This window comes from Bradyrhizobium betae (assembly GCF_004123905.1).
In the GTDB taxonomy this organism is placed as follows: Bacteria; Pseudomonadota; Alphaproteobacteria; order Rhizobiales; family Xanthobacteraceae; genus Bradyrhizobium; species Bradyrhizobium betae_A.
The window spans coordinates 137168-159588 of record NZ_MZXW01000041.1 but is presented as its reverse complement, the minus strand read 5'-3'; the positions used below and the strand labels follow the sequence as shown (position 1 = coordinate 159588).

The following is a 22421-nucleotide window of genomic DNA, read 5'->3' as shown; positions in this document are numbered from 1 at the left end:
ACGCGATCTTGCGTATGCTTGCGCTGCACAAATTCGAGCCATCCTCACGGCACCAATCGCGTGTCCTCGAACAAACAGTGGGGTGCTCATGTCAGACCAAGAAACCAAGGGCCTGTTGTCGCCGCTCCGGCGCAAACTATTGATGGGAATGGCCGCCCTGCCGGCCATCACGATGCTGCCGAAGGCGTCGTTTGCGCAGGCCCCGGCGACCTCGGCGGTCAACACCACCGGCCTCGCGGTCACCGACACCGAGGTCACGGTCGGCATCCTGCACTCTGCGACCGGCACCATGGCGATCTCCGAGACCGGCTCGATCGAAGCCGAAAAGCTCGCCATCGAGCAGATCAACGCCATGGGCGGCGTGCTCGGGCGCAAGATCAAGTTCATCCAGGAAGACGGCGCCAGCGACTGGCCGACTTTTGCGGAAAAGGCCAAGAAGCTGCTCGTCAACGACAAGGTCGCGGCGATCATGGGCTGCTGGACTTCGGCCTCGCGCAAGGCCGTATTGCCGGTCATGGAGCAGTATAACGGCATGCTCTATTACCCGACCTTCTACGAAGGTCTCGAGCAGTCCAAGAACGTCATTTACACCGGCCAGGAAGCGACCCAGCAGATCCTCGCCGGCCTGAACTGGATCGCCAAGGAGAAGGGCGCAAAATCGTTCTTCTTCATCGGCTCCGACTACATCTGGCCGCGCACCTCGAACAAGATCGCGCGCAAGCATGTCGAGAACGTGCTGAAGGGCAAGGTCGTCGGCGAGGAGTACTACGCGCTCGGCTCGACCCAGTTCAACTCGGTCATCAACAAGATCAAGCTGACCAAGCCCGACGTGATCTTCACCGACGTCGTCGGCGGCTCGAACGTCGCCTTCTACAAGCAGCTCAAGGCGGCCGGCATCGACCTCTCCAAGCAGGCCCTGCTGACGATCTCGGTCACCGAGGACGAAATCGACGGCATCGGCGGCGAGAACATCGCGGGCGCCTATGCCTGCATGAAGTACTTCCAGTCGCTCGACAATCCCAACAACAAGACCTTCGTGCCCGCGTTCAAGAAGATGTGGGGCGAGAAGACCGTGATCGGAGACGTCACCCAGGCTGCCTATCTCGGCCCGTGGCTGTGGAAATTGACGGTCGAGAAGGCCGGCTCCTTCGACGTCGACAAGATCGCGGCGGCCTCGCCCGGCGTCGAGTTCAAGGGCGCGCCGGAAGGTTACGTGCGCATCCACGAGAATCATCACCTCTGGTCGAAGACCCGGGTGGGACGCGCCAAGCTCGATGGTCAGTTCGAGCTGATCTTCGAGACCGCCGATCTCGTCGAGCCGGATCCGTTCCCCAAGGGCTACCAGTAAGAGACGCGGCATCAGTCGCCGTTTCCCTCAAAGACCAAGCCGCTCCCTGGCGTGGATTGCAAGTCCATGCCCAAGACCCCCGCGTCGCGAACCTGCTCGCGACGCGGGACCTTATCCCTGACGGAGGACATCGATGTTCGGCGACTATTCGATTGGTGACCTTGGCTCCATCTTCGTCATGCAGGGATTTGCAGGGCTGATTTTGTTTTCGGTCTACGTGCTGATGGCGCTCGGTCTTGCGATCATCTTCGGCCAGATGGGCGTCATCAACATGGCCCATGGCGAGTTCATGATCCTCGGGGCCTACGTCACCTGGATGACCTCGAATCTGTTCCAGACCTATTTGCCGAGCCTGTTCAGCGGCTACTTCTTCCTCGCGATGATTTTGGCCTTTGTCGCATCCGGTGCGCTGGGAATGCTGGTGGAATGGGTGCTGATACGGCACCTCTACAAGCGCCCGCTCGATACGCTGCTGGCCACCTGGGGCCTCAGCCTGATGCTCCAGCAGGCCTATCGCTCCGTGTTCGGCGCGCGAGAGGTCGGCGTCGAGCTGCCGCAATGGATGCTCGGCTCGCTGCACGTCACCGAGAGCATCGAGGTGCCGATCAACGGCGTCTTCGTGATGTGCCTCACCGTGCTGATCACGATCGCCGTCGCCTACGTGATGTACAGATCGCGCTGGGGCCGCCAGGTGCGCGCCGTGGTGCAGAATCGCATCATGGCCGGCGCGGTCGGCATCAACACCGAGAAGGTTGACCGCTACACCTTCGGGCTCGGTTGCGGCATCGCCGGCGTTGCCGGCAGCGCCTTCACCATGATCGGTTCGACCGGGCCGACGTCGGGCCAGCTCTACATCGTCGACACGTTCCTTGTCGTCGTGTTCGGCGGCGCCGCGAGCCTGCTCGGCACCATCGCCTCGGCCTTCTCGATCTCGCAAACGCAATCGACGCTCGAATTCTTCCTGTCGGGCTCGATGGCCAAGGTGCTCACGCTGCTCGCTGTCGTCGGCATCCTGATGCTGCGGCCGCAGGGCCTCTTCGCCCTCAAAGTCCGCAAATAACGGGAAGCAGGCAAGTCATGATCATCAACTCGCGCTTCTTCAATCGATCCGAGCTCATGGGCTTCATTGCCCTGGCCGCCGTGCTGTTCGTGATCCTGCCGCTGACGCTGGATGTGTTCCGCCTCAATCTGGTCGCGAAATATCTGACCTACGCCTTTGTCGCGCTCGGCCTCGTGCTGTGCTGGGGCTATGGCGGCATCCTGAGCCTGGGGCAAGGCGTGTTCTTCGGTCTCGGCGGCTATTGCATGGCGATGTTCCTCAAGCTGGAGGCCTCCAGCGTCGAGAACACGAAAATCCAGTCGACGCCCGGCATCCCGGACTTCATGGACTGGAACCAGATCACGTCCCTGCCGCTGTTCTGGCAGCCATTTCACAGTCTCACCTTCACCATCCTCGCCATCATCCTGGTGCCCGGCCTATTCGCGCTGATCATCGGCACCGCGATGTTCAAGCGCCGCGTCGGCGGCACCTATTTCGCGATCATCACCCAGGCCGTCGCTGCCATCCTGACCATCCTGATCGTCGGGCAGCAGGGCTATACGGGTGGCATCAACGGCATGACCGATCTGCGCACGCTCAAGGGCTGGGACATCCGGCCCGACCACGCCAAGGTCATCCTGTACTTCGTCGAGGTGGTGCTGCTGTTCGCCTGCATCGGCATCGCGCAGTTCATCCGCCTCACCAAGCTCGGCCGCATCCTGGTCGCGATGCGCGAGCAGGAGGACCGCGTCCGCTTCTCCGGCTACAGCGTCGCCAACTTCAAGATCTTCGCCTTCTGTATGGCCGCGATCTTCGCCGCGATCGGTGGCGCCATGTTCGCACTCAATGTCGGTTTCATGTCGCCGTCCTTTGTCGGCATCGTGCCGTCGATCGAGATGGTGATCTACACCGCGGTGGGCGGGCGCATGTCGATCTTCGGTGCGATCTGGGGCGCCATCCTGGTGAATTTCGCCAAGACCAGCCTGTCGGAATCCTTCCCGCAACTCTGGCTGTTCGGCCTCGGCGCATTGTTCATCGCGGTCGTGCTCGCCTTCCCGAACGGCCTGTCCGGGCTCTGGGCCGATTACGTGCAGCCGCGCATCGACCGGCTGTTCGCCTCGCGCAAATCGAAGGCGGGCTGGAAGGACAATTCGGTCGCCGACGGCGCACCGGCAGAGTGAGGAGACCATCATGCTCGTCGGTCATCACGATGCCGATGCCACACCGGCAATGAGGAGATAGATCATGCTCGTCGGCCATCAGCCCAAGGAATTCCTGCTCGCGGTCTCCGGACTCACCGTCTCGTTCGACGGGTTCAAGGCGGTCAACGATCTCTCCTTCTACGTGGAAGAGAACGAGATCCGCGTCATCATCGGTCCGAACGGCGCCGGCAAGACCACGGTGCTCGACCTGATCTGCGGCAAGACCAAAGCCACCTCGGGCTCGATTCAGTTTCGTGGCAAGGAGCTTACGAAAATGAGGGAGAACGAAATCGTGCAGACCGGTGTCGGTCGCAAATTCCAGACGCCGTCGGTGTTCGAGGACCTCACCGTGTTCGAGAACCTCGAGATCTCGTTCCCCCGTGGCCGCACGGTGTTTGGCTCGTTGACCTTTCAGCGCGACCAGCAGGTGAAGGACCGGGTCGAGGAGGTCGCGGAGATGATCTTCCTCAAGGACAAGCTCAATACCTTCGCCGCGGAGCTCAGCCACGGCCAGAAGCAGTGGCTCGAGATCGGCATGCTGCTGATCCAGGACCCGGACCTGCTGATGCTCGACGAGCCCGTTGCCGGCATGAGCGTGTCCGAGCGCGCCAAGACGGCCGAGCTGCTCAACCGCATCATCAAGAACCGCTCGGTGCTGGTGATCGAGCACGACATGAAGTTCGTCGAGGACATCGCGCACAAGGTCACCGTGCTTCACCAGGGCCAGATTCTCTCCGAAGGTACCATGGAGAAAGTGAAGAACGATCCCAAGGTCGTTGAAGTGTACCTGGGCCACTGAGGAGAATCTCAATGCTGGCAATTTCAGACCTTCACGTCGCCTACGGCCAGAGCGAGGTGCTGCACGGCCTCAACGTCAAGGTCGCCGCGAACGAGATCGTGGCGATCATGGGCCGCAACGGCATGGGCAAGACCACGCTGATGAAGTCGCTGATGGGCATTTTGCCTACGAAGAGCGGCTCGGTGAGCATGGACGGCGCCGAGCTCGGCAATTTGCCGAGCTACGAGCGGGTCGCCAAGGGCCTCGCCTATGTGCCGCAGGGTCGCATGATCTTCTCCACCATGACGGTGAAGGAGAACATCGAGACCGGGCTCGTCGTCTCCGGCGGGACCGAAGTGCCAGCCGACATCTACGAGTTGTTTCCGGTGCTGCTGGAGATGAAGGGACGCCGCGGCGGCAATCTCTCCGGCGGACAGCAGCAGCAGCTCGCGATTGCGCGTGCGCTCGCGACCAAGCCGAAGGTGCTGCTGCTGGACGAGCCGACCGAAGGTATCCAGCCGTCGATCATCAAGGAGATGGCGCGCACCCTGAAGCGCATCCGCGACGAAAAGGGGCTCTCGATCGTCGTGTCCGAGCAGGTCCTGAGTTTTGCGCTCGATATCGCCGACCGTGTGCTGGTGATCGAGAATGGCGAGATCGTCCGCGACGATCCGCGCGACGCCGTCGATGCCGCGCAGGTCTCGAAATATCTGTCCGTCTAACCAACCGTGTAAAAGGGGAGCTTCTCGATGCCAGAGACACTGATCAAGGTCGATCTCACCAAGTCGGCTTACGAAAATGACATGGTGCATAACCGCTGGCACCCCGACATCCCGATCGTGGCCTGGGTCAATCCCGGCGATGACTTCATCATCGAGACTTATGACTGGACCGGCGGCTTCATCAAGAACAACGATTCCGCCGACGACGTGCGCGACATCGATCTCTCGATTGTGCATTTCCTCTCCGGTCCAATCGGCGTCAAGGGCGCCGAGCCCGGCGATCTCCTCGTCGTCGATTTGCTCGACGTCGGTCCGCTCAAAGAAAGCCTCTGGGGTTTCAACGGCTTCTTCTCCAAGCAGAATGGCGGCGGCTTCCTCACCGACCATTTCCCGCTGGCGCAGAAGTCGATCTGGGACATCAAGGGCCTCTACACCTCGTCGCGCCATATTCCCGGCGTCAACTTCGCCGGCCTGATCCATCCCGGCCTGATCGGCTGTCTGCCCGATCCGAAGATGCTGGACACCTGGAATAAGCGGGAGGCCGAGCTGATCTCGACCAACCCGACCCGCGTGCCCGGGTTGGCCAATCCGCCGTTCGCGCCGACCTCTCATGGCGGCCGCGCCAAGGGCGACGTCAAGGACAAGATCGGCGCCGAAGGCGCGCGCACCGTGCCGCCGCGCGAGCACGGCGGCAATTGCGACATCAAGGATCTCTCCCGCGGTTCGAAAATCTACTTCCCGGTCTATGTGCCGGGCGCCGGTCTCTCGATGGGCGATCTGCACTTCAGCCAGGGCGACGGCGAGATCACCTTCTGCGGCGCGATCGAGATGGCCGGCTGGCTGCATCTGAAGGTCGAGGTGATCAAGGACGGCATGGCGAAATACGGCATCAAGAATCCGATCTTCAAGCCGTCGCCGATCACGCCGAACTACAAGGACTATCTGATCTTCGAAGGCATCTCGGTCGACGAAGCCGGCAAGCAGCACTATCTCGACGTCACCATCGCCTATCGCCAAGCCTGCCTGAATGCGATCGAATATCTGAAGAAGTTCGGCTACTCTGGCGCCCAGGCCTATTCGATCCTTGGCACCGCGCCGGTTCAAGGCCACATCTCCGGCGTGGTCGACGTGCCCAACGCCTGCGCCACGCTATGGCTGCCGACGGAAATCTTTGACTTCGACGTGATGCCGTCGGCGGCAGGACCCATCAAGCACATCACCGGCGATATCCAGATGCCGATCTCGCCGGACAAGTAATCCCTGCGCGACGGGATGCGGGACGGCGCCTCTGTGCCGCCCCGCATCCGCCGCGGGAGTTCTCACAGGCAACAGCGTAGGGATGATGCGATGCCGGTCTATGAATATCTCTGTGACGATTGCGGTCCGTTCAAGGATCTGCGCCCGATGGCGGAATGCGACGATCCGCAAAGCTGCCCGCATTGCGAGACGATGGCGCCCCGCGTCATCCTGACCGCGCCGAATTTCTTCTGCATGCCGGCCGATAAGCGCAAGGCGCACGCCGTCAACGAGCGCAGCACGCACGCGCCGCAGACACTCGCGCAATACAAGGGGTCGCACGGCCCTGGCTGCGGCTGCTGCTCCACCGGCAAGACTGTGAAGGACAAAAGCTCGTCGGACAAGAAAAAGCCAGCGCGGCTGGTGACCAAGACCAGGGGCGGCGCCAAGGGATTTCCCACCGCGCGCCCCTGGATGATCAGCCACTAACGCAAGCGACGACCTCAAGCCAATAAAAGACAGGAGCGCCCAACATGCTTCACGGTGATATTTCCAGCAGCAACGACACCGTCGGCGTCGCGGTGGTCAATTACAAGATGCCCCGCCTGCACACCAAGGCCGAGGTGCTCGACAACGCCCGCAAGATCGCCGACATGCTGGTGGGCATGAAGACCGGCCTGCCCGGCATGGATCTCGTGATCTTTCCGGAATACTCCACCCAAGGCATCATGTACGACTCCAAGGAGATGTACGAGACAGCCTGTGCGGTGCCCGGTGAAGAGACCGCGATCTTCGCCGAGGCCTGCCGCAAGGCGAAGGTGTGGGGCGTGTTCTCGCTGACCGGCGAGCGCCATGAGGAGCATCCGCACAAGGCGCCCTACAACACCCTGATCCTGATGAACGACAAGGGCGAGATCGTCCAGAAGTACCGCAAGATCATGCCGTGGGTGCCGATCGAAGGCTGGTATCCTGGCAATTGCACCTATGTCTCGGACGGGCCGAAAGGCATGAAGGTCAGCCTGATCATCTGCGACGACGGCAATTTTCCGGAGATCTGGCGCGACTGCGCCATGAAGGGTGCCGAGCTGATCGTGCGCTGCCAGGGCTACATGTATCCGGCCAAGGAACAGCAGGTCATGATTTCCAAGGCGATGGCGTGGGCCAACAACGTCTATGTCGCGGTCGCCAATGCTGCCGGCTTCGACGGCGTCTATTCCTATTTCGGCCACTCCGCGATCATCGGCTTCGACGGTCGGACGCTCGGCGAGTGCGGTGAAGAGGATTACGGAATCCAGTACGCCCAGCTGTCGAAACATCTGATCCGCGATGCGCGCCGCAACGGCCAGTCGCAGAATCATCTCTACAAGCTGGTCCACCGCGGCTACACCGGCATGATCAATTCCGGCGAAAGCCCGCGCGGCGTCGCGGCGTGCCCGTATGATTTCTACAAGAACTGGATCGCCGATCCGGAAGGCACCCGCGACATGGTCGAGGCGATGACCCGCTCGACGCCGGGGACCGCGGAATGTCCTATCGACGGCATCCCGAACGAGGCGGCGGCCAGCAATTACTGAAGCCCGGACCGCCTGATCGGATTGGACGGAATCGTGCTCTGGTTGCGAATAGGGCTCGAATGACCGTTGCGCGGGTACAACACCGGGCCCAAAAGTTCCCTTTTTCCGGGCAACACGGCAAGATTCGGAAACATGCCCGCAAAACTACGGAACACGACGTGCTAACCATCGCCCGGTTGTGCCGTAAGGCGCAGGTGGCGTTGGGGGTGTGGCGTGCCGATTCAGTTGCGAGCTGGCGAACGCGATCGGCTGGGCAGAAGCGCCGCTTCATTTCCGCTCATTTTGGCGACCACTGCGATAGCTTATCTTGGATTTGGCACGGCCGCAGAGGCGCAGAGCTATACGTGGGGAGGCACCGGCAGTTCGACCGCCACGACCGACTATCAACTGACAACCAATTGGTCCAACCCGCCTACGGGAGCGCCGCCATCATCCGCGGGGCAGGCCGCAATTTTCGGTGCAACCGGATCCGCATCTGTCGTGACCGGTTCCGTGTCACCAGATTCCTGGACCTTCAGCACCAATTCGCAGTCCTACACGATCAGTGGCGGTGCGGTGACCTTCAGCCAGGCTGGCGCGAGTGGTGGCATCACCAACAATGCCAACGCTGGCCAGACGATCTCCATCGCGAATAATATCGGCGAGGCGGTGGCCGGTGTTCAGCTGCATCAGGCGGGATCCAGCACACTGGTCCTGACCGGGGCGAATACCTACACCGGCGGCACGACGATCAGCGCGGGCACGCTGCAAATCGGCAACGGCGGCACCACCGGCTCCATCGTCGGCAATGTGCTGAATAATGGCGCGCTGGTCTTCTCCCGATCCGACTCCCTGGTCTTTGACGGTGTGATTTCCGGCAGCGGCTCCGTGGCCCTTCAGAACGCATTCGCGGGCTTCACCGTTCTGACGGCAAACAATACCTATACCGGCGGTACGACGATATCGTCGGGTGTATTGGTGCTCGGCAGCGGTGCCGGCGGAGCTACCAGCGGCAGCATTGTCGGCAACGTCCTGAACAATGGCCTGCTCACATTCAATCGATCGAACGACATCGTCTTCGACGGGGTCATCAGCGGGAATGGCGGTGTCAGCAAATTCGGTGCTGGCGTGCTGACGCTGACGGCAGACAGCACCTATTCCAGCGGAACGGTGATTGCGGCAGGCACCTTGCGGCTCGGCAATGGCGGGACCAGCGGGAATATCGGATCCAGTAGTGTCAACAACGGCGGCACGCTGGCCTTCAATCGCTCCGACACCTTGACGTTCAACGCGGTCATCAGCGGGACCGGAAATGTCGTGCAAATGGGCTCCGGGACCACGGTGCTGGGCACGGGCAATTCCTATTTTGGCGGGACGACCATCGCGGCGGGGACGTTGCAAGCGACGAGCGACACCTCGATTTCGAGTGGCGCCGTAACGCTCAACGGCGGCACGTTCCAGGTCGACGGCTTCAGCAACTTGACCTTCGCGAATGCTTTCAAGGTCAATACGGCCGGCGGCGCCATCGACAACAACGGCACCGTGCTGACGCTGGTGGGCCTCATCAGCAACGGCGATGGCGACACCGGTGTGCTGAAGGTGACAGATTCCAGCGGCGGCTTTGGCACCACGGTCCTGTCCGCGCCGAACACCTACAGCGGGGGGACCAAGGTCATCGGTGCCACCCTCCAGGTGACCAACAATCAATCGGCGGGCACCGGCACCATCACGCTGGAATCCGGCCTGTTCCAAGCCGATGGCTTGAGCGATCTCACCATTGGCAACAATTTCAAGATCAACGGTGGTGGCCCTGGCGGCGCCATCGATTCCAATGGCACGACGTTGACGATCGCCGGAAATATCTCGGACGGTGTCGGAGCGGGCATGCTCACGGTGCTGGACAATTCATTCGGGGGCGGTGTCGTCGTGCTCACGGGCACGAATACCTACACCGGCGGCACTTTCATCTGTTCCTGCGCGGCGCTGCAACTTGGCGACGCGGGCCACACCGGCAGCATCGTCGGTGCTGTCACCAACGAGGGCTTCTTCAGAATCGTCAATGCCGACACGTCGGGCATCACGACGCTATTGAACGATTTTTTCGGTACGACGCAGTTCCTCAACGCGACCTCCGCCAGCTCTATGGTGATCACCAACAACGGGCAGGTGTATTTCGGCGATCCGCTGGGGGGCGGGACCGACACCGCCACGGCCGGACGGGCGACCATCATCAATGATGGCGGCTTGACCGGCTTCTTTGGACGGACCAATGCAGGCACGGCCACCATCACCAACCAGAATGGTGGCGGCACCGCATTTCTCGAGCAATCCTCGGCCGGCTCGGCAACGATCGTCAACAAGGATTCGAGCGGGACCGTGTTTGGTACACTGGCCGGAACCGATACCGCGACCGCCGGCAACGCAACGATCATCAACGAGGCCAATGGCCTGACCAATTTCGGCGCGTTCACGACGGCCGGCAACGCCACGATCATCACCAAGGACGGTGGCGAGACCTCGTTCTTCGACAATTCCACCGGCGGTACCGCGCGTTTCATCACGACTGGTACGGGCATCGTTGACTTCGGCAACAGCTTAGGACCGAACAGCGACGGCCGCATCACGGCCGGATCGATCGAAGGCAGCGGCTTCTATTACATCGGCGGCGGCAATACCCTCGTCGTCGGCGGCAATAATCTGTCGACGGAAGTCAGCGGCGTCATCGGCGATTTCAATCCCTGCGGATGCGGTCCTGCCGGCCCCGGCTCACTGGAAAAGGTCGGCGGCGGGACGCTGATCCTGTCCGGTACCAACACCTATACGGGCGGCACCAGCGTGAATGGCGGTGTGCTCCAGGTCGATGGCACGATCGCTGCCTCCAGTCTGACCACGGTAAACGCCGGTGGCGCGCTCACCGGCACCGGTGTGGTCGGCGACACGCAGGTCGCGAGCGGCGGCATTTTTGCGCCGGGCTCGGGTACGCCGCGCTCCAGCATCGCCGTTCAGGGCAGCCTCGCATTCCAGTCCGGCGCGCTCTATCTCGTGACGCTGAGTTCGACCAGCTCGAGCTTTGCGGCCGTCACCGGCAACGCCGTGCTGAACGGTACAGTCGTGGCGTCGTTCCTGCCGGGAAGCACAGTGCTGCGGCGATACACGATCATGCAAGTTGGCGGAACCTCGAGCGGAAATTTCGCCGGCGTTGCCGCCTCGAGGGGCCTCGTCGGCACCACCACCGTGGGGGCCGGCGTCGTCTATCTCGATTTCGCGCTCGATTATGGTGCGAAGAACAATCTCAGCGTCAATCAAAACAACGCCGCTACTGCCCTACAGGATTTCTTCAAGGCCAATGGCGGCTTGCCGGCGCTCTATGCCGGGCTCTCGCCGTCCGGCCTGACGCAGGCCTCCGGCGAATCCGCGACGGGCTCGCAGCAGACCACGTTCAACGCGATGAACCTGTTCATCAGCCTGCTGACCGACGTGTTCGGCTCGGGGCGCAGCGGCACGCCTGGCGCGACGCCCTATGCCGATGACACGGACGCGTACGCCGCGACCGGCAAGAGCGCGCGCGACAGGAACGCGCGCGATGCCTTCGCCTCGATCTATCGCAAGGCGCCGCCCACGGGCTTCGAGCAGCGCTGGGACGTCTGGGCAGCCGGCTATGGCGGCTCGCAGACCACCGACGGCAATACCGCTCTCGGCTCGAACAACACCAGGAGCAGCGTCTATGGCACGGCCGTTGGCCTCGATTACCGCTTCTCGCAGTCGACGATCGCCGGTTTCGCGCTCGCCGGCGGCGGCACCGGCTTCAACGTCAACGGGCTCGGCTGGGGCCGCTCCGACCTGTTCCAGGCCGGCGCCTTCGTGCGTCACACGGCCGGTCCGGCCTACATCACGGCTGCGCTGGCCTATGGCTGGCAGGACGTCACCACCAACCGCGTCGTCACAGCCGCCGGCGTCGATCAGTTGCGCGCGCAGTTCAACGCCAACGCGTTCTCGGGCCGCGTCGAGGGCGGATACCGCTATGCCACGCCGTGGATTGGCCTCACGCCCTATGCTGCGGCCCAGGCCACCTTGTTCAGCCTGCCGAACTATTCGGAGTTCGCGGTGGTCGGCAGCAACAATTTCGCGCTCAACTATGCCGCCAAGGACGTGACCAGCACGCGGACCGAGCTTGGCTTCCGCACGGACAAGTCATTTGCTGCCGCCGGCGGCCTGATGACCCTGCGAGGCCGCCTCGCCTGGGCGCATGACTTCAATCCTGATCGCACCGTCGGCGCGGTGTTCCAGACGCTGCCGGGCGCGGCCTTCGTCGTCAACGGCGCCGCTCAGGCGCGCGATTCGGCGCTGACCACGGCGGCGGTGCAGATGAACTGGATGAACGGCTGGTCCGCGTCGGCGACCTTCGAGGGCGAGTTCTCGAACGTCACGCGCTCCTACGCCGGCAAGGGCGTCGTCCGCTACGCGTGGTAGGCTCTACCGCTTGGGCTGCGCAGGCTTGCGTGGTGGCCGCGGGGCGGCGGCGGGCGCGGGCGTTCCGCTCATCTTGTTGGCGGCCTCGCTGACATCGAGCAGCATCTTGCGGCCGTCTTCGAGGAAGCTTGCCGATTTTTTCTTCATGGTATCGGCAAGCTCGTGCAATCCCTTGATCTTCTCGAACAGCTCGTCGGCCTTGCCGTCGACGAAGCCGGGCACCACGCCCTCGATCTTGGTGACGGCCTTGTCGAAGCCCGCGAAGGCGGTGTCGACCTTTGCCATGACAGAATCGATCTCGCCGCCCTTGCTCCTGAGATCTGCGGTATAGTTCTCGAACGTGCGCAGACCCTCCTTGATCGCAGGGGCGTTGCTGACGATCGTGCGATCGACACTGTGCAGGGTGTCGACGATGGTTTCGGCGTCACTGAGATCGGCGGTCAGCACGGGGATGCCGTCCGAGTCCAGCGGCACTGGCGGCGCGGAGGGCGCTCCGCCGATCAGCGAGACCGCGGCAACGCCGGTGAGGCCCTGGAATTCGATGCCCGCCACGGTGTCCTTGCGGATCGGCGCGGCGTTATCGAGCGACACCAGCGCCACGACCTTGCGCGGATTGTCCAGCTTGATCGACAGGATCTGGCCCGCCGGCACGCCATCGAAATTGACCGGTCCCCCGCGGCGCAGGCCGCTGGCGGAACCGCCTTCGAAGACGACGCGCAACTGGCTGCGGCTCTGGAGCGCGCGCCATTTCTGCACGCCAAGCAGCCCGCCGAACGCCACGGCGATCACCGCCAGCGTCGCCGTCCCGATCACCAGATTGCTCGCGCGTGCCATGCGGTTGAGTCTACGGCCAAAGCGGGGAAGTGGGAAGAAGGCCGCAATGGTACGTAGGGCGGGTTAGCGAAGCGTAACCCGCCATTTTCTCGTCAAACGCTGTGCAAACTGGCTGATTACGCTGCGCTATTCCGCCCTACAGGACCTACGCGACATCAATGTCCGGCGGCGCGTTTTGCCGCGGCGTTGTTCAGCACGATCAGCGCGTCGACAGCCACGCCCGTCTTGGTGTTGATCAGGAACGGATTGATGTCGATCGAGGCGATCCGGTCGCCGGCATCCACGATCAGATTGGACAGGCCGACCAGCGCTTTCACGGCGGAAGCTTCGTGCAGGGCCGGCTTGCCGCGATAACCACGCATCTTGATACCGGCCTTGGTCCGGCCGATCAGAAGGCGCGCCTCGGCCTGGTCCAGCGGAGCGCCGGCGAGCGCGACGTCCTTCATCAGCTCGATGTCGATGCCGCCAGTGCCGAACAGCACGACCGGCCCCATCTCGGCATCGAGCGAGGCGCCGACCACGAGCTCGAGATCGGCCTTGACCTGCTGCGCGATCAGGATGCCGTCGAGCTTTGGCTTGCCCTTCAGCTTGTTGACCCGCGCGGTGATATCGGAAAATGCCTTCTTCACCTCGGCCGCGCTGTTGAGGTTCAGCACCACGCCGCCGATGTCGGATTTGTGCAGGATCTCGGCGCTGACGAGTTTTGCCACGACCGGAAAGCCGATCTGCTTGGCGATCTTCACCGCCTCCGGCGCCGTCTGCGCGATCGCTTCCTTCGAGATCGGGATGCCATAAGCCTTCAGGAGCTTCTTCGAGGCGACCTCGTCGAGTGCGGCGCCGGTTGCAGACTTCAACGCCTTCTCCAGCACGGCACGCGCGGCCGGCTTCGAGCTCGAGACGATGTCGGGCACCTCCTTGCGCAGCTTGGCATAGGCGAGTAGCGATTTGATCGCGGTGACTGCGCGGTCCATGCCCTGCATTACCGCGAGATGCGGCAGCGATTTGCGCAAGCCCTTGGTGAACTCGGTGAAACCGATCGACATCGCGCTGACATAGATCACGGGTTTTGCGGCCTGGCTCGCCATCTCGTCGACGATGCGCAAATTGCGCTCGCGCAGTTCGTGCGGCGCCTTGGGCAGCTCGGCATCGACGATGACGATGTCGATATCGGGGTCGTCGATCATCAGCTTGATCGACTTCATATAGACGGAGGGATCGACCACAGCGGCAAAGCCGGCGTCGAGCGGGTTGCCGACGATCGAGCCCGGCCCGAGCATTTTTGCGAGCTCCGAGCCGACATGCGGGCTCAGCGGCGCAAAGTTCAGGCCTTCGGCATAGAAGGCGTCAAGCAGCATGCCGCGCTTGCCGCCTGATAGCGTGACGGCAGCGAGCCGGTCGCCTTTGGGCACGGCAGAGTGGACGAAGCATTCGGTGGTCTCGATCAGCTCGTCGAGCCCGCCGACCCGGATCACGCCTTCGCGCGTCGCGATGGCATCGAACGTCTCGATCGAGCCTGCGAGCGCGCCGGTATGCGCCATCGCGGCGGCGCGGCCGCCCTCGGATGCGCCGAGCTTGAGCGCGATCACCGGTTTGCTCGCGGCGCGCGCCGCCTTGCAGGCATCGCGAAAGGCCTTGGTGTTGCGAACGCCTTCGAGATAGACGACGATCACCTTGATGCTCGGATCCTCAGCGAAATAGCGCATCAGGTCCGGCGTCTTGAGCCCGGTCTCGTTGCCGGTCGTGACCATGTAGCCGACGCCGACGCCGCGATCCTCCAGCGCCTGGCGGATCGCCATCACGATGGCGCCGGATTGCCCGGCGATCGCCACCGCGCCCTGCTCCATGGTGACGATGCGGTCGTCGATATTGGTGAATAGCTTTTCGCCGGCGCTTAGATTGCCGAGGCAATTCGGCCCCGTGACTGCAAGGCCGGTCTCGCGCACCGCCGCTTGCAGTTCAGTGGCAAGCCTCTGGCTCTCCTCATCCTGCAACTCGCTGAAGCCCGAGGTGACGATGGTGGCCGAACGCGCACCCGCCGCGGCGGCGTCGCGGATCACCTGCACGGCAAAGCGCGCCGGCACCAGCACCAGCACGTGATCCGGCTTTTCCGGCAGGCTCGCAAAATCCTTGAAGCACGGGACGCCCCAAATGGTCTCGCGCTTGGCGTTGACCGGATAGAGCCCGCCCTCGTAGCCATACTTGACCAGGTTGTTCCAGATCCGCTCGGCATAGTTGCCGGGCTTGTCGGTCGCGCCCACCAGCACGATGTTGTGCGGATGCAGCATGGCGTGGATGCCTTTGACGACGTCACTGGCGTCGGGCGGTGGAGACCACGGGCGAGGAGAAAGGGCGGTCACTCGGGCTTCCATGGCGCTTCCTCAGCTTTTGTTCTTGTTGTAGCGCGCTGTCATGCGCCGGGTTCAGGCAGGGCTGATCGTAATGAGCTCCATGCCGCGAGGCGGAATGGATGAGACGTTGCGATAAGGCTAGCATCACCAGACTTTTGGCGAAAGTGCGAACGATCCGGTGAAGTGCCAGGGATCCGCGCGACCGTTCTCCAAATGGCGCGAGCGCCCGCACCTCGTGGCGTCGCTGATCCCGGCCTGCTCAGTAGCGTAGCAGGCTCAGCTTGTAGGCGTAGTGATAGGCCAGTTGCTTGGCGAGGTAGGATGCGATGGCGCGGCGGATCTGCAGTTGTGTCGGATCGAAACCAAGAGCGCGACGCCGCAAGATGCCCATCTCCTTGACGCCGACCGCGTAGGTTGCGGCGGTCTTCTGGGCATCATGGATCCGGAAGCAGGCGAGGAATCGCGGCAGGCGGACGAACTTGAATCCCGCGGCCTGCGCCCGCAGGATGAAGTCCCAGTCCATCGCATAGTGAAAGCTCTCGTCGATCGGTCCGATCCCGTCCCACACGCGCCTGCGCCAGAACATCGTCTCCTGCGGAATATAGTCGGCATATTGCAGCGTCTTGCCGTCATGCGGCGGCAGCACGGCACGCCCGACCTCGAGCCCCTCGCGATCGACGAAGACGCGATGGCCATAGACGACGTCGACGTCGGGATGAGACGCGAAGTAGTCGGCGACATAGGCCAGCGTCCCCGGCAGCAGCATGTCGTCGCTGTTCAGGTAGGCCATGATCTCGCTGTCGGTGCCGGCGAAGCCGAGATTGATGGCGTTGGATTGGCCCTTGTCCGGCTCGCTCGTCCAGCTGATGCCGTCGCCACGGCTCTTCAACAGATCGATCGTGCCGTCGATAGAGGCGCCATCCTGCACGTGATAATACAGGTTCGGATAGTTCTGGCTGACGATGCTGTCGATCGTGGCGCCGAGATATTGCGCATGATTGTAGCAGGGCGTGACCATCGCGATCCGCGGCGCATTTGCCGGCGTTGGCGGTGCGGGCGGGAACGCGGTCAGGTTGAGCAGACGCGGCGGATATTGCTCGAAGGTCCATATCGGCGGGCGGCGCCAGAGGCCTCGAAGCGAGGAGCGTCTCTGCCCGGCGGCAATGAGATCCAGATTCCTTTCCAGGAGCGCGATTCGGTTTTCCAGCTGTTCGAGACGCTGCCTGTACTCGTCCATTATTGCTTGCCCCGAAAGCTGCGGCGTCAAAAGATCAATCGGTCATTCTTATAGGTCTGCGGGCGACGGCGCCGGTTCAGTGGATCCATCAACGCGGTTCCCGGCCGTTTGACCTGATTGCGAACCGCTATTCATCGGTTCCGATCAGGGTGGCATGCAGGATGTAGCGCTCCGGGCCGGGCGTGAGGGCGTCGAACGGCCAGCAGGTCGTGAGCACGAGCTCAACATCTTGCGTTGCGGGATCGATGCCTGACTCATCAAAACGAACGACCCCGGAGGAATCAGCGCGATAGCGAAAGTGCTTACCGTCACTGCGCGTGACATCGATTGCGTCACCAATGGCAACATTCCGCAAGAACCGGAAATGTGTGTCCCGATGCGCGGCATATACCGCAATGCCGCGTTCGCCCGCATCAACCGTTCGGTTGAGATGGCCGGGTCCGAAGGCGAGCGCCTGGCCGCTCGTGCCTTCCAGCACGATGGCGCTGGCGCCGATCCGCTTCACCTCGATCCGCGCGACCGGCCAGGTATCGGCCCACGACCACGGTTTGACCACCTGGCCTGTGGCAATGCTCCTGTCGAATGCGCGCTCCAGCAGCAGCTGCGCGAGCCAGGCTTTTGCATGGATGTAGGCGCCGTCGCCGAACAGGAGGAGGCCGACGAGCGCCAGAACGAGAGGAGAGATGAGGCGGGGCATTGTGCCAATTTTCGTCATTGCGAGCCAACGGGTCCGCGCGAAGCATCGGCCCGATGACCGGCTCCGCGAAGCAATCCAGAGCCTTTCCGCGGAGGCAGCCTGGATTGCTTCGCTGCGCTCGCAATGACGGGGGAAGAAAAAGGCGCGCGCGGCCGTTGGTGTGGGACGGGCAGCCGCGCGCGCTAACAGAGGAGTTCGGGGGGCTCCTCTCTCAAGCGGCGTCAGTGAGCAAGGTCTGACGTCGGTTGAACACGAACAGGATCAGGGCGAGCATGATCAGGATCAGGCCTGCGATCATCTTCAGCTCGGCCGAGGTTGCAGTCTTCGGCAGGCGGATCGCATCGGGCGTAGCGGGGGTCGGCCGCCTTGCAGCCGGCTGGCTGCGCGCATCGGCATGACGTTCGCGCAACTGCGTCGGCGCTTGCTGCGGCCGTTCGCCAAGGACCTTCTCGAAGTCCCAGCCGGCCGGCAGGTTGATCGGCAACTCGCTGAGCTTGAGCGGCGCGCCCTCGGGACGGTTCGGCGTCTTGTCGACCGCGATAAGGCTGGTCAGCCGCGTGACGATCTGATGGTCGAGCGCCAGCGCCAGGATCGCCTTGTCGGAGTCGTCAGGCGTCATCTCGCGTAGGGTGCGCGCGACCTCAGCATCGCCGATCTTGCGCCTGGCCCAGAGTTTTGACAGGCCCTTGCCTTCGGCGGCATTTTGCAGCGGCAGCGTCACCGACCACGGGCGGTCGCCGACGTGTCCCTTGATTTCGAGCGAGCCGGCGAGCTTGTCGAGCTTGGCCGCCAGCACCAGCGGTTCGTCGCGATAGACGTCGGGAATGATTGTTGGCGTCACATCGGCCTTGGCTTCGGAGAATTTTGCGCTGAGGCCTGTTACCGCCGGGTTCTCCAGCTTGGCGAACAGGCCGCGCATGCGCTCCTCGACCTGCTCGACCGAGCCGATATGGGTGAAGGCGCCGCGGCCGAGCTCGGAGGCGCGCGTCATCAGGTAGGTGTTGGGTGCGGAGCCGATGCCGACCATGAAGACGCGCGAGCGGCCGCGCATCGACGTGACCGTCTCGAACAATTGCTGCTCGTTGCCGATTGCACCGTCGGTCAGGAATACGATTTGGCGGATCATGCTGGTGTCGCCGAGCTTGTCGGTCAGCGCGGCGCGCATCGCCGGCACCATCTCAGTGCCGCCGCGCGCCTGCAACGCGCTCACGAAAGAGGTTGCCTCGCCGACATGCGCGGCATCCGCAGGCACGGAGGCCGGAAACAGCACATCCAAGGTGTCGTCGAAACGGATGACGTTGAAGCGATCGCTGGGCTGGAGGCGGCCGAGGGCATAGAGCAGGCTCGCCTTGGCCTGCACGATCGACGTGCCGCCCATCGAGCCGGAATTGTCGATCACGAACACCACCTCGCGCGGCAGCGGCTTCCGCGTCGCCTGCTCGGCGCTGGGCGGGGTGACGAAGGCGAGCAGATAATCGGCATCGCCGACATGTTCGCGGAACAGGCCGACCGACGGCGCTTTCTCGGCGGCCGGCCTCCAGGTCAGCTCGAAATCGCGGTCGGCCGGCACCGCGCCGTCGGCAAGCGTGACGATCCGCGTCGTGTTGTCAGGGTTTTCCGTCTTGACGTTGTGGTGGTGGCTCCTGACCTCGCCGAGCGCAAAGCCGGCCTTCAGGCGCACCGTGATGCTGGTCGGATTGACCGGCGCATTCTTGGCGGGGTCCAGCACGGGCGGCGAGATGCGATCACGATCCGGCACAGGGTTCGACGCCGTCGCACCCCAGCCGGAGCCGTCCTGGCGGAAGTCGACGCTCTGCACGATCGGTGCCGGATTGTAGCGCGGAGCGACCACCAGCGGCAGGCGTAGCGAATATTCGTTGCCGGATTGATGCACCGGCTCCTGATATTCGATCTGCACCAGCACGGTTTCGCCGGGACCGATATTGGCGACCGAATTGGTGAAGATGTTCGGCCGCTCCTGCTCGGTCAGCGCGGCTTTCTGGCCGGCGCGGCGCGCCTGCTCGTAGATCACGCGGGCCTGCTGCCGCTCCTTGATGTCGCCGACGATGACGCGGTCGCCGACCACCATCTTCAGCGTATCGACCGCGCCATTGCTCGCGAGCGGGTAGACATAGGTGGCCTCGACCCAGTCCTTGGTCGGGTTGCGGAAGATCTGGGTGACGCGGGCGCGCAGCGTCGGGCCCGATACCGTGATATCGACATCGGTGCCGAGGCGGATCGCTTCGGTATAGGCGCCGTCTTCCTTCAGCAGCAGGCTGCCGGATTTGGCATCGCCGGGCTGGAGCAGGCTGGCCTGCTCGGTCGTTGCCGACCAGCCCGGCTCGAAGCTCACCAGCAAGGCGATGAAGGCAACGAGGAGCATGGCAACGCCCTGCGCCAGAAGGAACACTCCGATCACGATGAGCCGTCCCAGCCAGGGGTGTTGGTTGCTGTCGACCGCGTCGTAATTGCTCATTTGGCCTGCTCCCGAAGGGTGTTTGACGATGGCGAGCATCCATCCGGAGAGCCTGCTTTCGCGAGCAGAATGATCGGCAATGTTCCGCCGCGGCCGGCCCGGCGGGCCGCCGCCGGGGCGGCCATGTACGGTTTTGTGCTGGCTTGTCCGCCCTGCTAGACTGGCGTCCCAAGGCAGGGCTGACGATGCAGACGCAGGACGACAAGCAGCTTTCGGACGAGCAGAGCCGCGAGATCGCCGAGACCATCCGCGAGGAGCTAGCCAGGCGACGAATTTCCCGGCAGGCGCTGGCCGAGCAGGCCAAGCTCAGCCTGTCGACGCTGGAGAAGGTGCTCGGCGGCCGCCGGCCGTTCACGCTGGCGACGACGGTGCGGCTGGAGCAGGCGCTGGGTGTGTCCTTGCGCAAGAGCGCCGTCGTGGTGACGCCTCCGGCTGCAAACGATGTCGCACCCGACAGCCTCGGCTCCTACTCGCATCGCGCCGTGACCTGGATCGAGGATGTCTACATCACGCTGCGGCCGTCCTTCGGCGACAAGGACGCGATCTTCGCCTACCGCACCGAGATCATCTGGGAGCCGAAGGTCTCCTCACTGGTGTTCCGCGAGGGCGAGCGCACCGATGCGGCCTACGAGCACACCGGCGAGGTCGCGGTCCCGCATCAGTCCGGTTTCATCTACCTCGTCATCATCAAGCACGGCCAGCATCGCGTGATCACGGTCTCGCGGCCGACGGTCGCAGGCGAGATGTACGGCATCATCTCGACGCTCCGCGCCGGCCCGGGCTCGCAGCTGACGCCGATCGCCGCGCCGATCGCCTATGTGCCCGCACGAAATATTATCGATCCTGCCGTGGGCCGGATCGCATCCAGCCACGCAAATTACAAATTGTATCGGGATCACCTTCGCCGCACTGTTGACGAATCTTTTGCGTTATTTCTACCGGCCTAGACCTTCCGCCTGAGTCGGCGACCCGAGCGATCATGTTGAGGAGTGAGACCCGGCATGAGTCTCGACCGACCCACGTTCTCCGTCATCATCCCGCTTGACGATCATCGCGGGCAATGGCGGCAATCCTGGCTCGGGTGGAAATCGCAGACTGTCGACACCTCCCTGTACGAGATCATTCTCGTCGTGCCGCCGGACGCCATGCTTCGCTCGGATATCGAACAGCTCGTCGGCGACGAAGCTCGTCTCGAATACAGCGAGTCCCATCATGACATCGAGTTGAGCGCATTCGGCGCAGCGAAGGCTCGGGGAAACCATCTGTTCTTCACGGAATCGCACTGTCGTCCCGAGCCCGACGTGCTCGAACTCTGCTTGCGCGCCATCGAAGATCATCCCGATTGGTCGGGCTTCTCCTGCCGCTCGATCCCGATCTGCCATAACGCTTTGTCGGAAGCGGAAGCTGCGATGTACCAGTCCGATATCGAGTTCGGCATGAAGCAGCATCCATGGCTCAAGGTCCTCGACCAGTGCTTCGTGACACGACGCGACATCTATGAGGAATGCGGCGGCCTGCGCACGGATCTCGGCCATTTTGCCGAATGGGTGCTCGCTGCCAGCTATTATGCACGCGGTCACGTCATCGGCTATCTGGACGAGGCTCGTGTCCATCATTACTACGTCGGCCGGCTCGACGAGCTAGAGAAGTTCACGCTCGATTTCGTGCGGGGCGAGATCCGCTATCTCAGCGAGGCACGCCGCGATCCCGGCAGCGAGTTGCTCGACATTCCGATCGAATGGAGCGAACGGGACAAGCTCGATTCCGAGATCGCCCGCAATGCGCTGAGTGCGCTCGTGCGCTACAGTCTCGCGGGCTGGGGCTGGAAGCGGCCGGGGGAAATGCTGCGGGCATTCCGGCGGTGGGCCGCGCCTGCGCTTCTCAACGACCTTCGCGCGCGCATAGCGGCGCGCATCGACGTCGTGCAAGCGCGCACGATGCTGACCGTACTGATCACAGTCGGGAGCAGCGCCGCTGCCCGGCGATGGATGAAGCGGTATGTTGCATCGCTGATCCGGCTTCAGAGGCTCGATTATATCCGCAGCATTTGCGCGGGGCACGCAACGAGACTGTTCGGTGACAATGTTCTCGCGCAGATCGGGTTTCATTGCAGGGAATCGTCAGCGGGCCACACGTTTCGCTGGAGCGAGCCACAGGCTGCCGTTCGCGTCGCGGGAGTTTCCGCGCGCAATATCGTACGCATCCAAAGCCCGGCTCTTCGTGGGCCTCTGGATCGGATCGGCGTGTATTTCTATCTCGACGGTACGCCCGTGGACCCTGCCGCAATCGTGGTCGGTCACGACAGTTTTATGCTGCGCCTTGATCTGCCGCTGTCGGGTATCGCCGTCCTTGCATGGGCATGCCCGGCATTCAACGGCGTCGGCGACGCGCGTCGTCTTGGCCTGCCCATCGCGGCCATCGATGTCGAACGTGCCGAAAACGAATAGCGGCGCTACGGCCGCTATTCTGCACTTTCGGGCG

Annotated in this window: 16 protein-coding genes; 11 read left to right on the top strand and 5 right to left on the bottom strand. The window is 63.1% G+C overall.

Annotated elements, in window-relative coordinates:
* The first annotated feature begins 88 nt into the window (after nt 1-88).
* The 9 genes from urtA to B5V03_RS29940 all read left to right on the top strand — a co-directional run bounded on the left by urtA (nt 89) and on the right by B5V03_RS29940 (nt 12348).
* Nucleotides 89-1348: an urea ABC transporter substrate-binding protein gene (gene urtA, locus B5V03_RS29980; protein ID WP_129273995.1), complete on the top strand. Its 1260-nt coding sequence runs from the start codon at nt 89-91 to the stop codon at nt 1346-1348.
* A gap of 133 nt (nt 1349-1481) precedes the next feature.
* Nucleotides 1482-2408, top strand: a complete 927-nt coding sequence (gene urtB, locus B5V03_RS29975) for an urea ABC transporter permease subunit UrtB (RefSeq protein WP_129273994.1) — start codon at nt 1482-1484, stop codon at nt 2406-2408.
* Between the two features lie 17 nt (nt 2409-2425).
* Entirely contained in the window at nt 2426-3568 is a 1143-nt protein-coding gene (gene urtC, locus B5V03_RS29970) for an urea ABC transporter permease subunit UrtC (RefSeq protein WP_164988379.1), read from the top strand.
* A 64-nt stretch (nt 3569-3632) separates the two neighbouring features.
* Nucleotides 3633-4388: an urea ABC transporter ATP-binding protein UrtD gene (gene urtD, locus B5V03_RS29965; RefSeq protein WP_129273993.1), complete on the top strand. Its 756-nt coding sequence runs from the start codon at nt 3633-3635 to the stop codon at nt 4386-4388.
* Nucleotides 4389-4399: 11 nt separating this feature from the next.
* Nucleotides 4400-5089 carry an urea ABC transporter ATP-binding subunit UrtE gene (gene urtE, locus B5V03_RS29960; protein WP_129273992.1) on the top strand — a complete coding sequence of 230 codons (690 nt, stop codon included), beginning with the start codon at nt 4400-4402 and terminating at the stop codon, nt 5087-5089.
* 27 nt (nt 5090-5116) lie between these two features.
* On the top strand, nt 5117-6346 hold the full coding sequence (fmdA, locus tag B5V03_RS29955; RefSeq protein ID WP_129273991.1) for a formamidase: 1230 nt from the start codon (nt 5117-5119) through the stop codon (nt 6344-6346).
* Between the two features lie 90 nt (nt 6347-6436).
* Nucleotides 6437-6814, top strand: a complete 378-nt coding sequence (locus B5V03_RS29950; protein WP_129273990.1) for an FmdB family zinc ribbon protein — start codon at nt 6437-6439, stop codon at nt 6812-6814.
* A 44-nt stretch (nt 6815-6858) separates the two neighbouring features.
* A complete protein-coding gene (locus tag B5V03_RS29945; RefSeq protein ID WP_129273989.1) occupies nt 6859-7899 on the top strand; it encodes an aliphatic amidase in 1041 nt (346 codons plus the stop codon).
* 492 nt (nt 7900-8391) lie between these two features.
* Entirely contained in the window at nt 8392-12348 is a 3957-nt protein-coding gene (locus B5V03_RS29940; RefSeq protein ID WP_164988378.1) for an autotransporter outer membrane beta-barrel domain-containing protein, read from the top strand.
* Between the two features lie 3 nt (nt 12349-12351).
* Here the strand turns inward: B5V03_RS29940 and B5V03_RS29935 are convergent, their stop codons facing one another.
* The 5 genes from B5V03_RS29935 to B5V03_RS29915 all read right to left on the bottom strand — a co-directional run bounded on the left by B5V03_RS29935 (nt 12352) and on the right by B5V03_RS29915 (nt 19940).
* A complete protein-coding gene (locus B5V03_RS29935) occupies nt 12352-13182 on the bottom strand; it encodes an MlaD family protein (RefSeq protein ID WP_129273987.1) in 831 nt (276 codons plus the stop codon).
* 155 nt (nt 13183-13337) lie between these two features.
* Nucleotides 13338-15551 (bottom strand): acetate--CoA ligase family protein, encoded by a 2214-nt coding sequence (locus B5V03_RS29930; RefSeq protein WP_129273986.1) that lies wholly within the window; start codon nt 15549-15551, stop codon nt 13338-13340.
* Nucleotides 15552-15789: 238 nt separating this feature from the next.
* On the bottom strand, nt 15790-16770 hold the full coding sequence (locus B5V03_RS29925) for a glycosyltransferase family 2 protein (RefSeq protein WP_129274130.1): 981 nt from the start codon (nt 16768-16770) through the stop codon (nt 15790-15792).
* A 124-nt stretch (nt 16771-16894) separates the two neighbouring features.
* Nucleotides 16895-17464, bottom strand: a complete 570-nt coding sequence (locus B5V03_RS29920) for a class GN sortase (protein WP_129273985.1) — start codon at nt 17462-17464, stop codon at nt 16895-16897.
* 211 nt (nt 17465-17675) lie between these two features.
* On the bottom strand, nt 17676-19940 hold the full coding sequence (locus tag B5V03_RS29915; RefSeq protein ID WP_129273984.1) for a marine proteobacterial sortase target protein: 2265 nt from the start codon (nt 19938-19940) through the stop codon (nt 17676-17678).
* Nucleotides 19941-20125: 185 nt separating this feature from the next.
* Between B5V03_RS29915 and B5V03_RS29910 the strand changes: the two genes are divergently transcribed.
* Together B5V03_RS29910 and B5V03_RS29905 are read left to right on the top strand one after the other, a co-directional pair.
* A complete protein-coding gene (locus tag B5V03_RS29910; protein WP_164988377.1) occupies nt 20126-20887 on the top strand; it encodes a helix-turn-helix transcriptional regulator in 762 nt (253 codons plus the stop codon).
* Between the two features lie 54 nt (nt 20888-20941).
* Complete coding sequence (locus tag B5V03_RS29905; RefSeq protein WP_129273983.1) at nt 20942-22387, top strand: glycosyltransferase family 2 protein; 1446 nt, start codon at nt 20942-20944, stop codon at nt 22385-22387.
* Nucleotides 22388-22421 lie beyond the last annotated feature (34 nt).

Excerpts from the sequence above, each read along its gene's own strand:
- urtA (WP_129273995.1), top strand. The coding sequence starts at position 89 with ATGTCAGACCAAGAAACCAAGGGCCTGTTGTCGCCGCTCCGGCGCAAA.
- urtB (WP_129273994.1), top strand. The coding sequence starts at position 1,482 with ATGTTCGGCGACTATTCGATTGGTGACCTTGGCTCCATCTTCGTCATG.
- urtC (WP_164988379.1), top strand. The coding sequence starts at position 2,426 with ATGATCATCAACTCGCGCTTCTTCAATCGATCCGAGCTCATGGGCTTC.
- urtD (WP_129273993.1), top strand. The coding sequence starts at position 3,633 with ATGCTCGTCGGCCATCAGCCCAAGGAATTCCTGCTCGCGGTCTCCGGA.
- urtE (WP_129273992.1), top strand. The coding sequence starts at position 4,400 with ATGCTGGCAATTTCAGACCTTCACGTCGCCTACGGCCAGAGCGAGGTG.
- fmdA (WP_129273991.1), top strand. The coding sequence starts at position 5,117 with ATGCCAGAGACACTGATCAAGGTCGATCTCACCAAGTCGGCTTACGAA.
- B5V03_RS29950 (WP_129273990.1), top strand. The coding sequence starts at position 6,437 with ATGCCGGTCTATGAATATCTCTGTGACGATTGCGGTCCGTTCAAGGAT.
- B5V03_RS29945 (WP_129273989.1), top strand. The coding sequence starts at position 6,859 with ATGCTTCACGGTGATATTTCCAGCAGCAACGACACCGTCGGCGTCGCG.
- B5V03_RS29935 (WP_129273987.1), bottom strand. The coding sequence starts at position 13,182 with ATGGCACGCGCGAGCAATCTGGTGATCGGGACGGCGACGCTGGCGGTG.
- B5V03_RS29930 (WP_129273986.1), bottom strand. The coding sequence starts at position 15,551 with ATGGAAGCCCGAGTGACCGCCCTTTCTCCTCGCCCGTGGTCTCCACCG.
- B5V03_RS29920 (WP_129273985.1), bottom strand. The coding sequence starts at position 17,464 with ATGCCCCGCCTCATCTCTCCTCTCGTTCTGGCGCTCGTCGGCCTCCTC.
- B5V03_RS29915 (WP_129273984.1), bottom strand. The coding sequence starts at position 19,940 with ATGAGCAATTACGACGCGGTCGACAGCAACCAACACCCCTGGCTGGGA.
- B5V03_RS29910 (WP_164988377.1), top strand. The coding sequence starts at position 20,126 with ATGCAGACGCAGGACGACAAGCAGCTTTCGGACGAGCAGAGCCGCGAG.
- B5V03_RS29905 (WP_129273983.1), top strand. The coding sequence starts at position 20,942 with ATGAGTCTCGACCGACCCACGTTCTCCGTCATCATCCCGCTTGACGAT.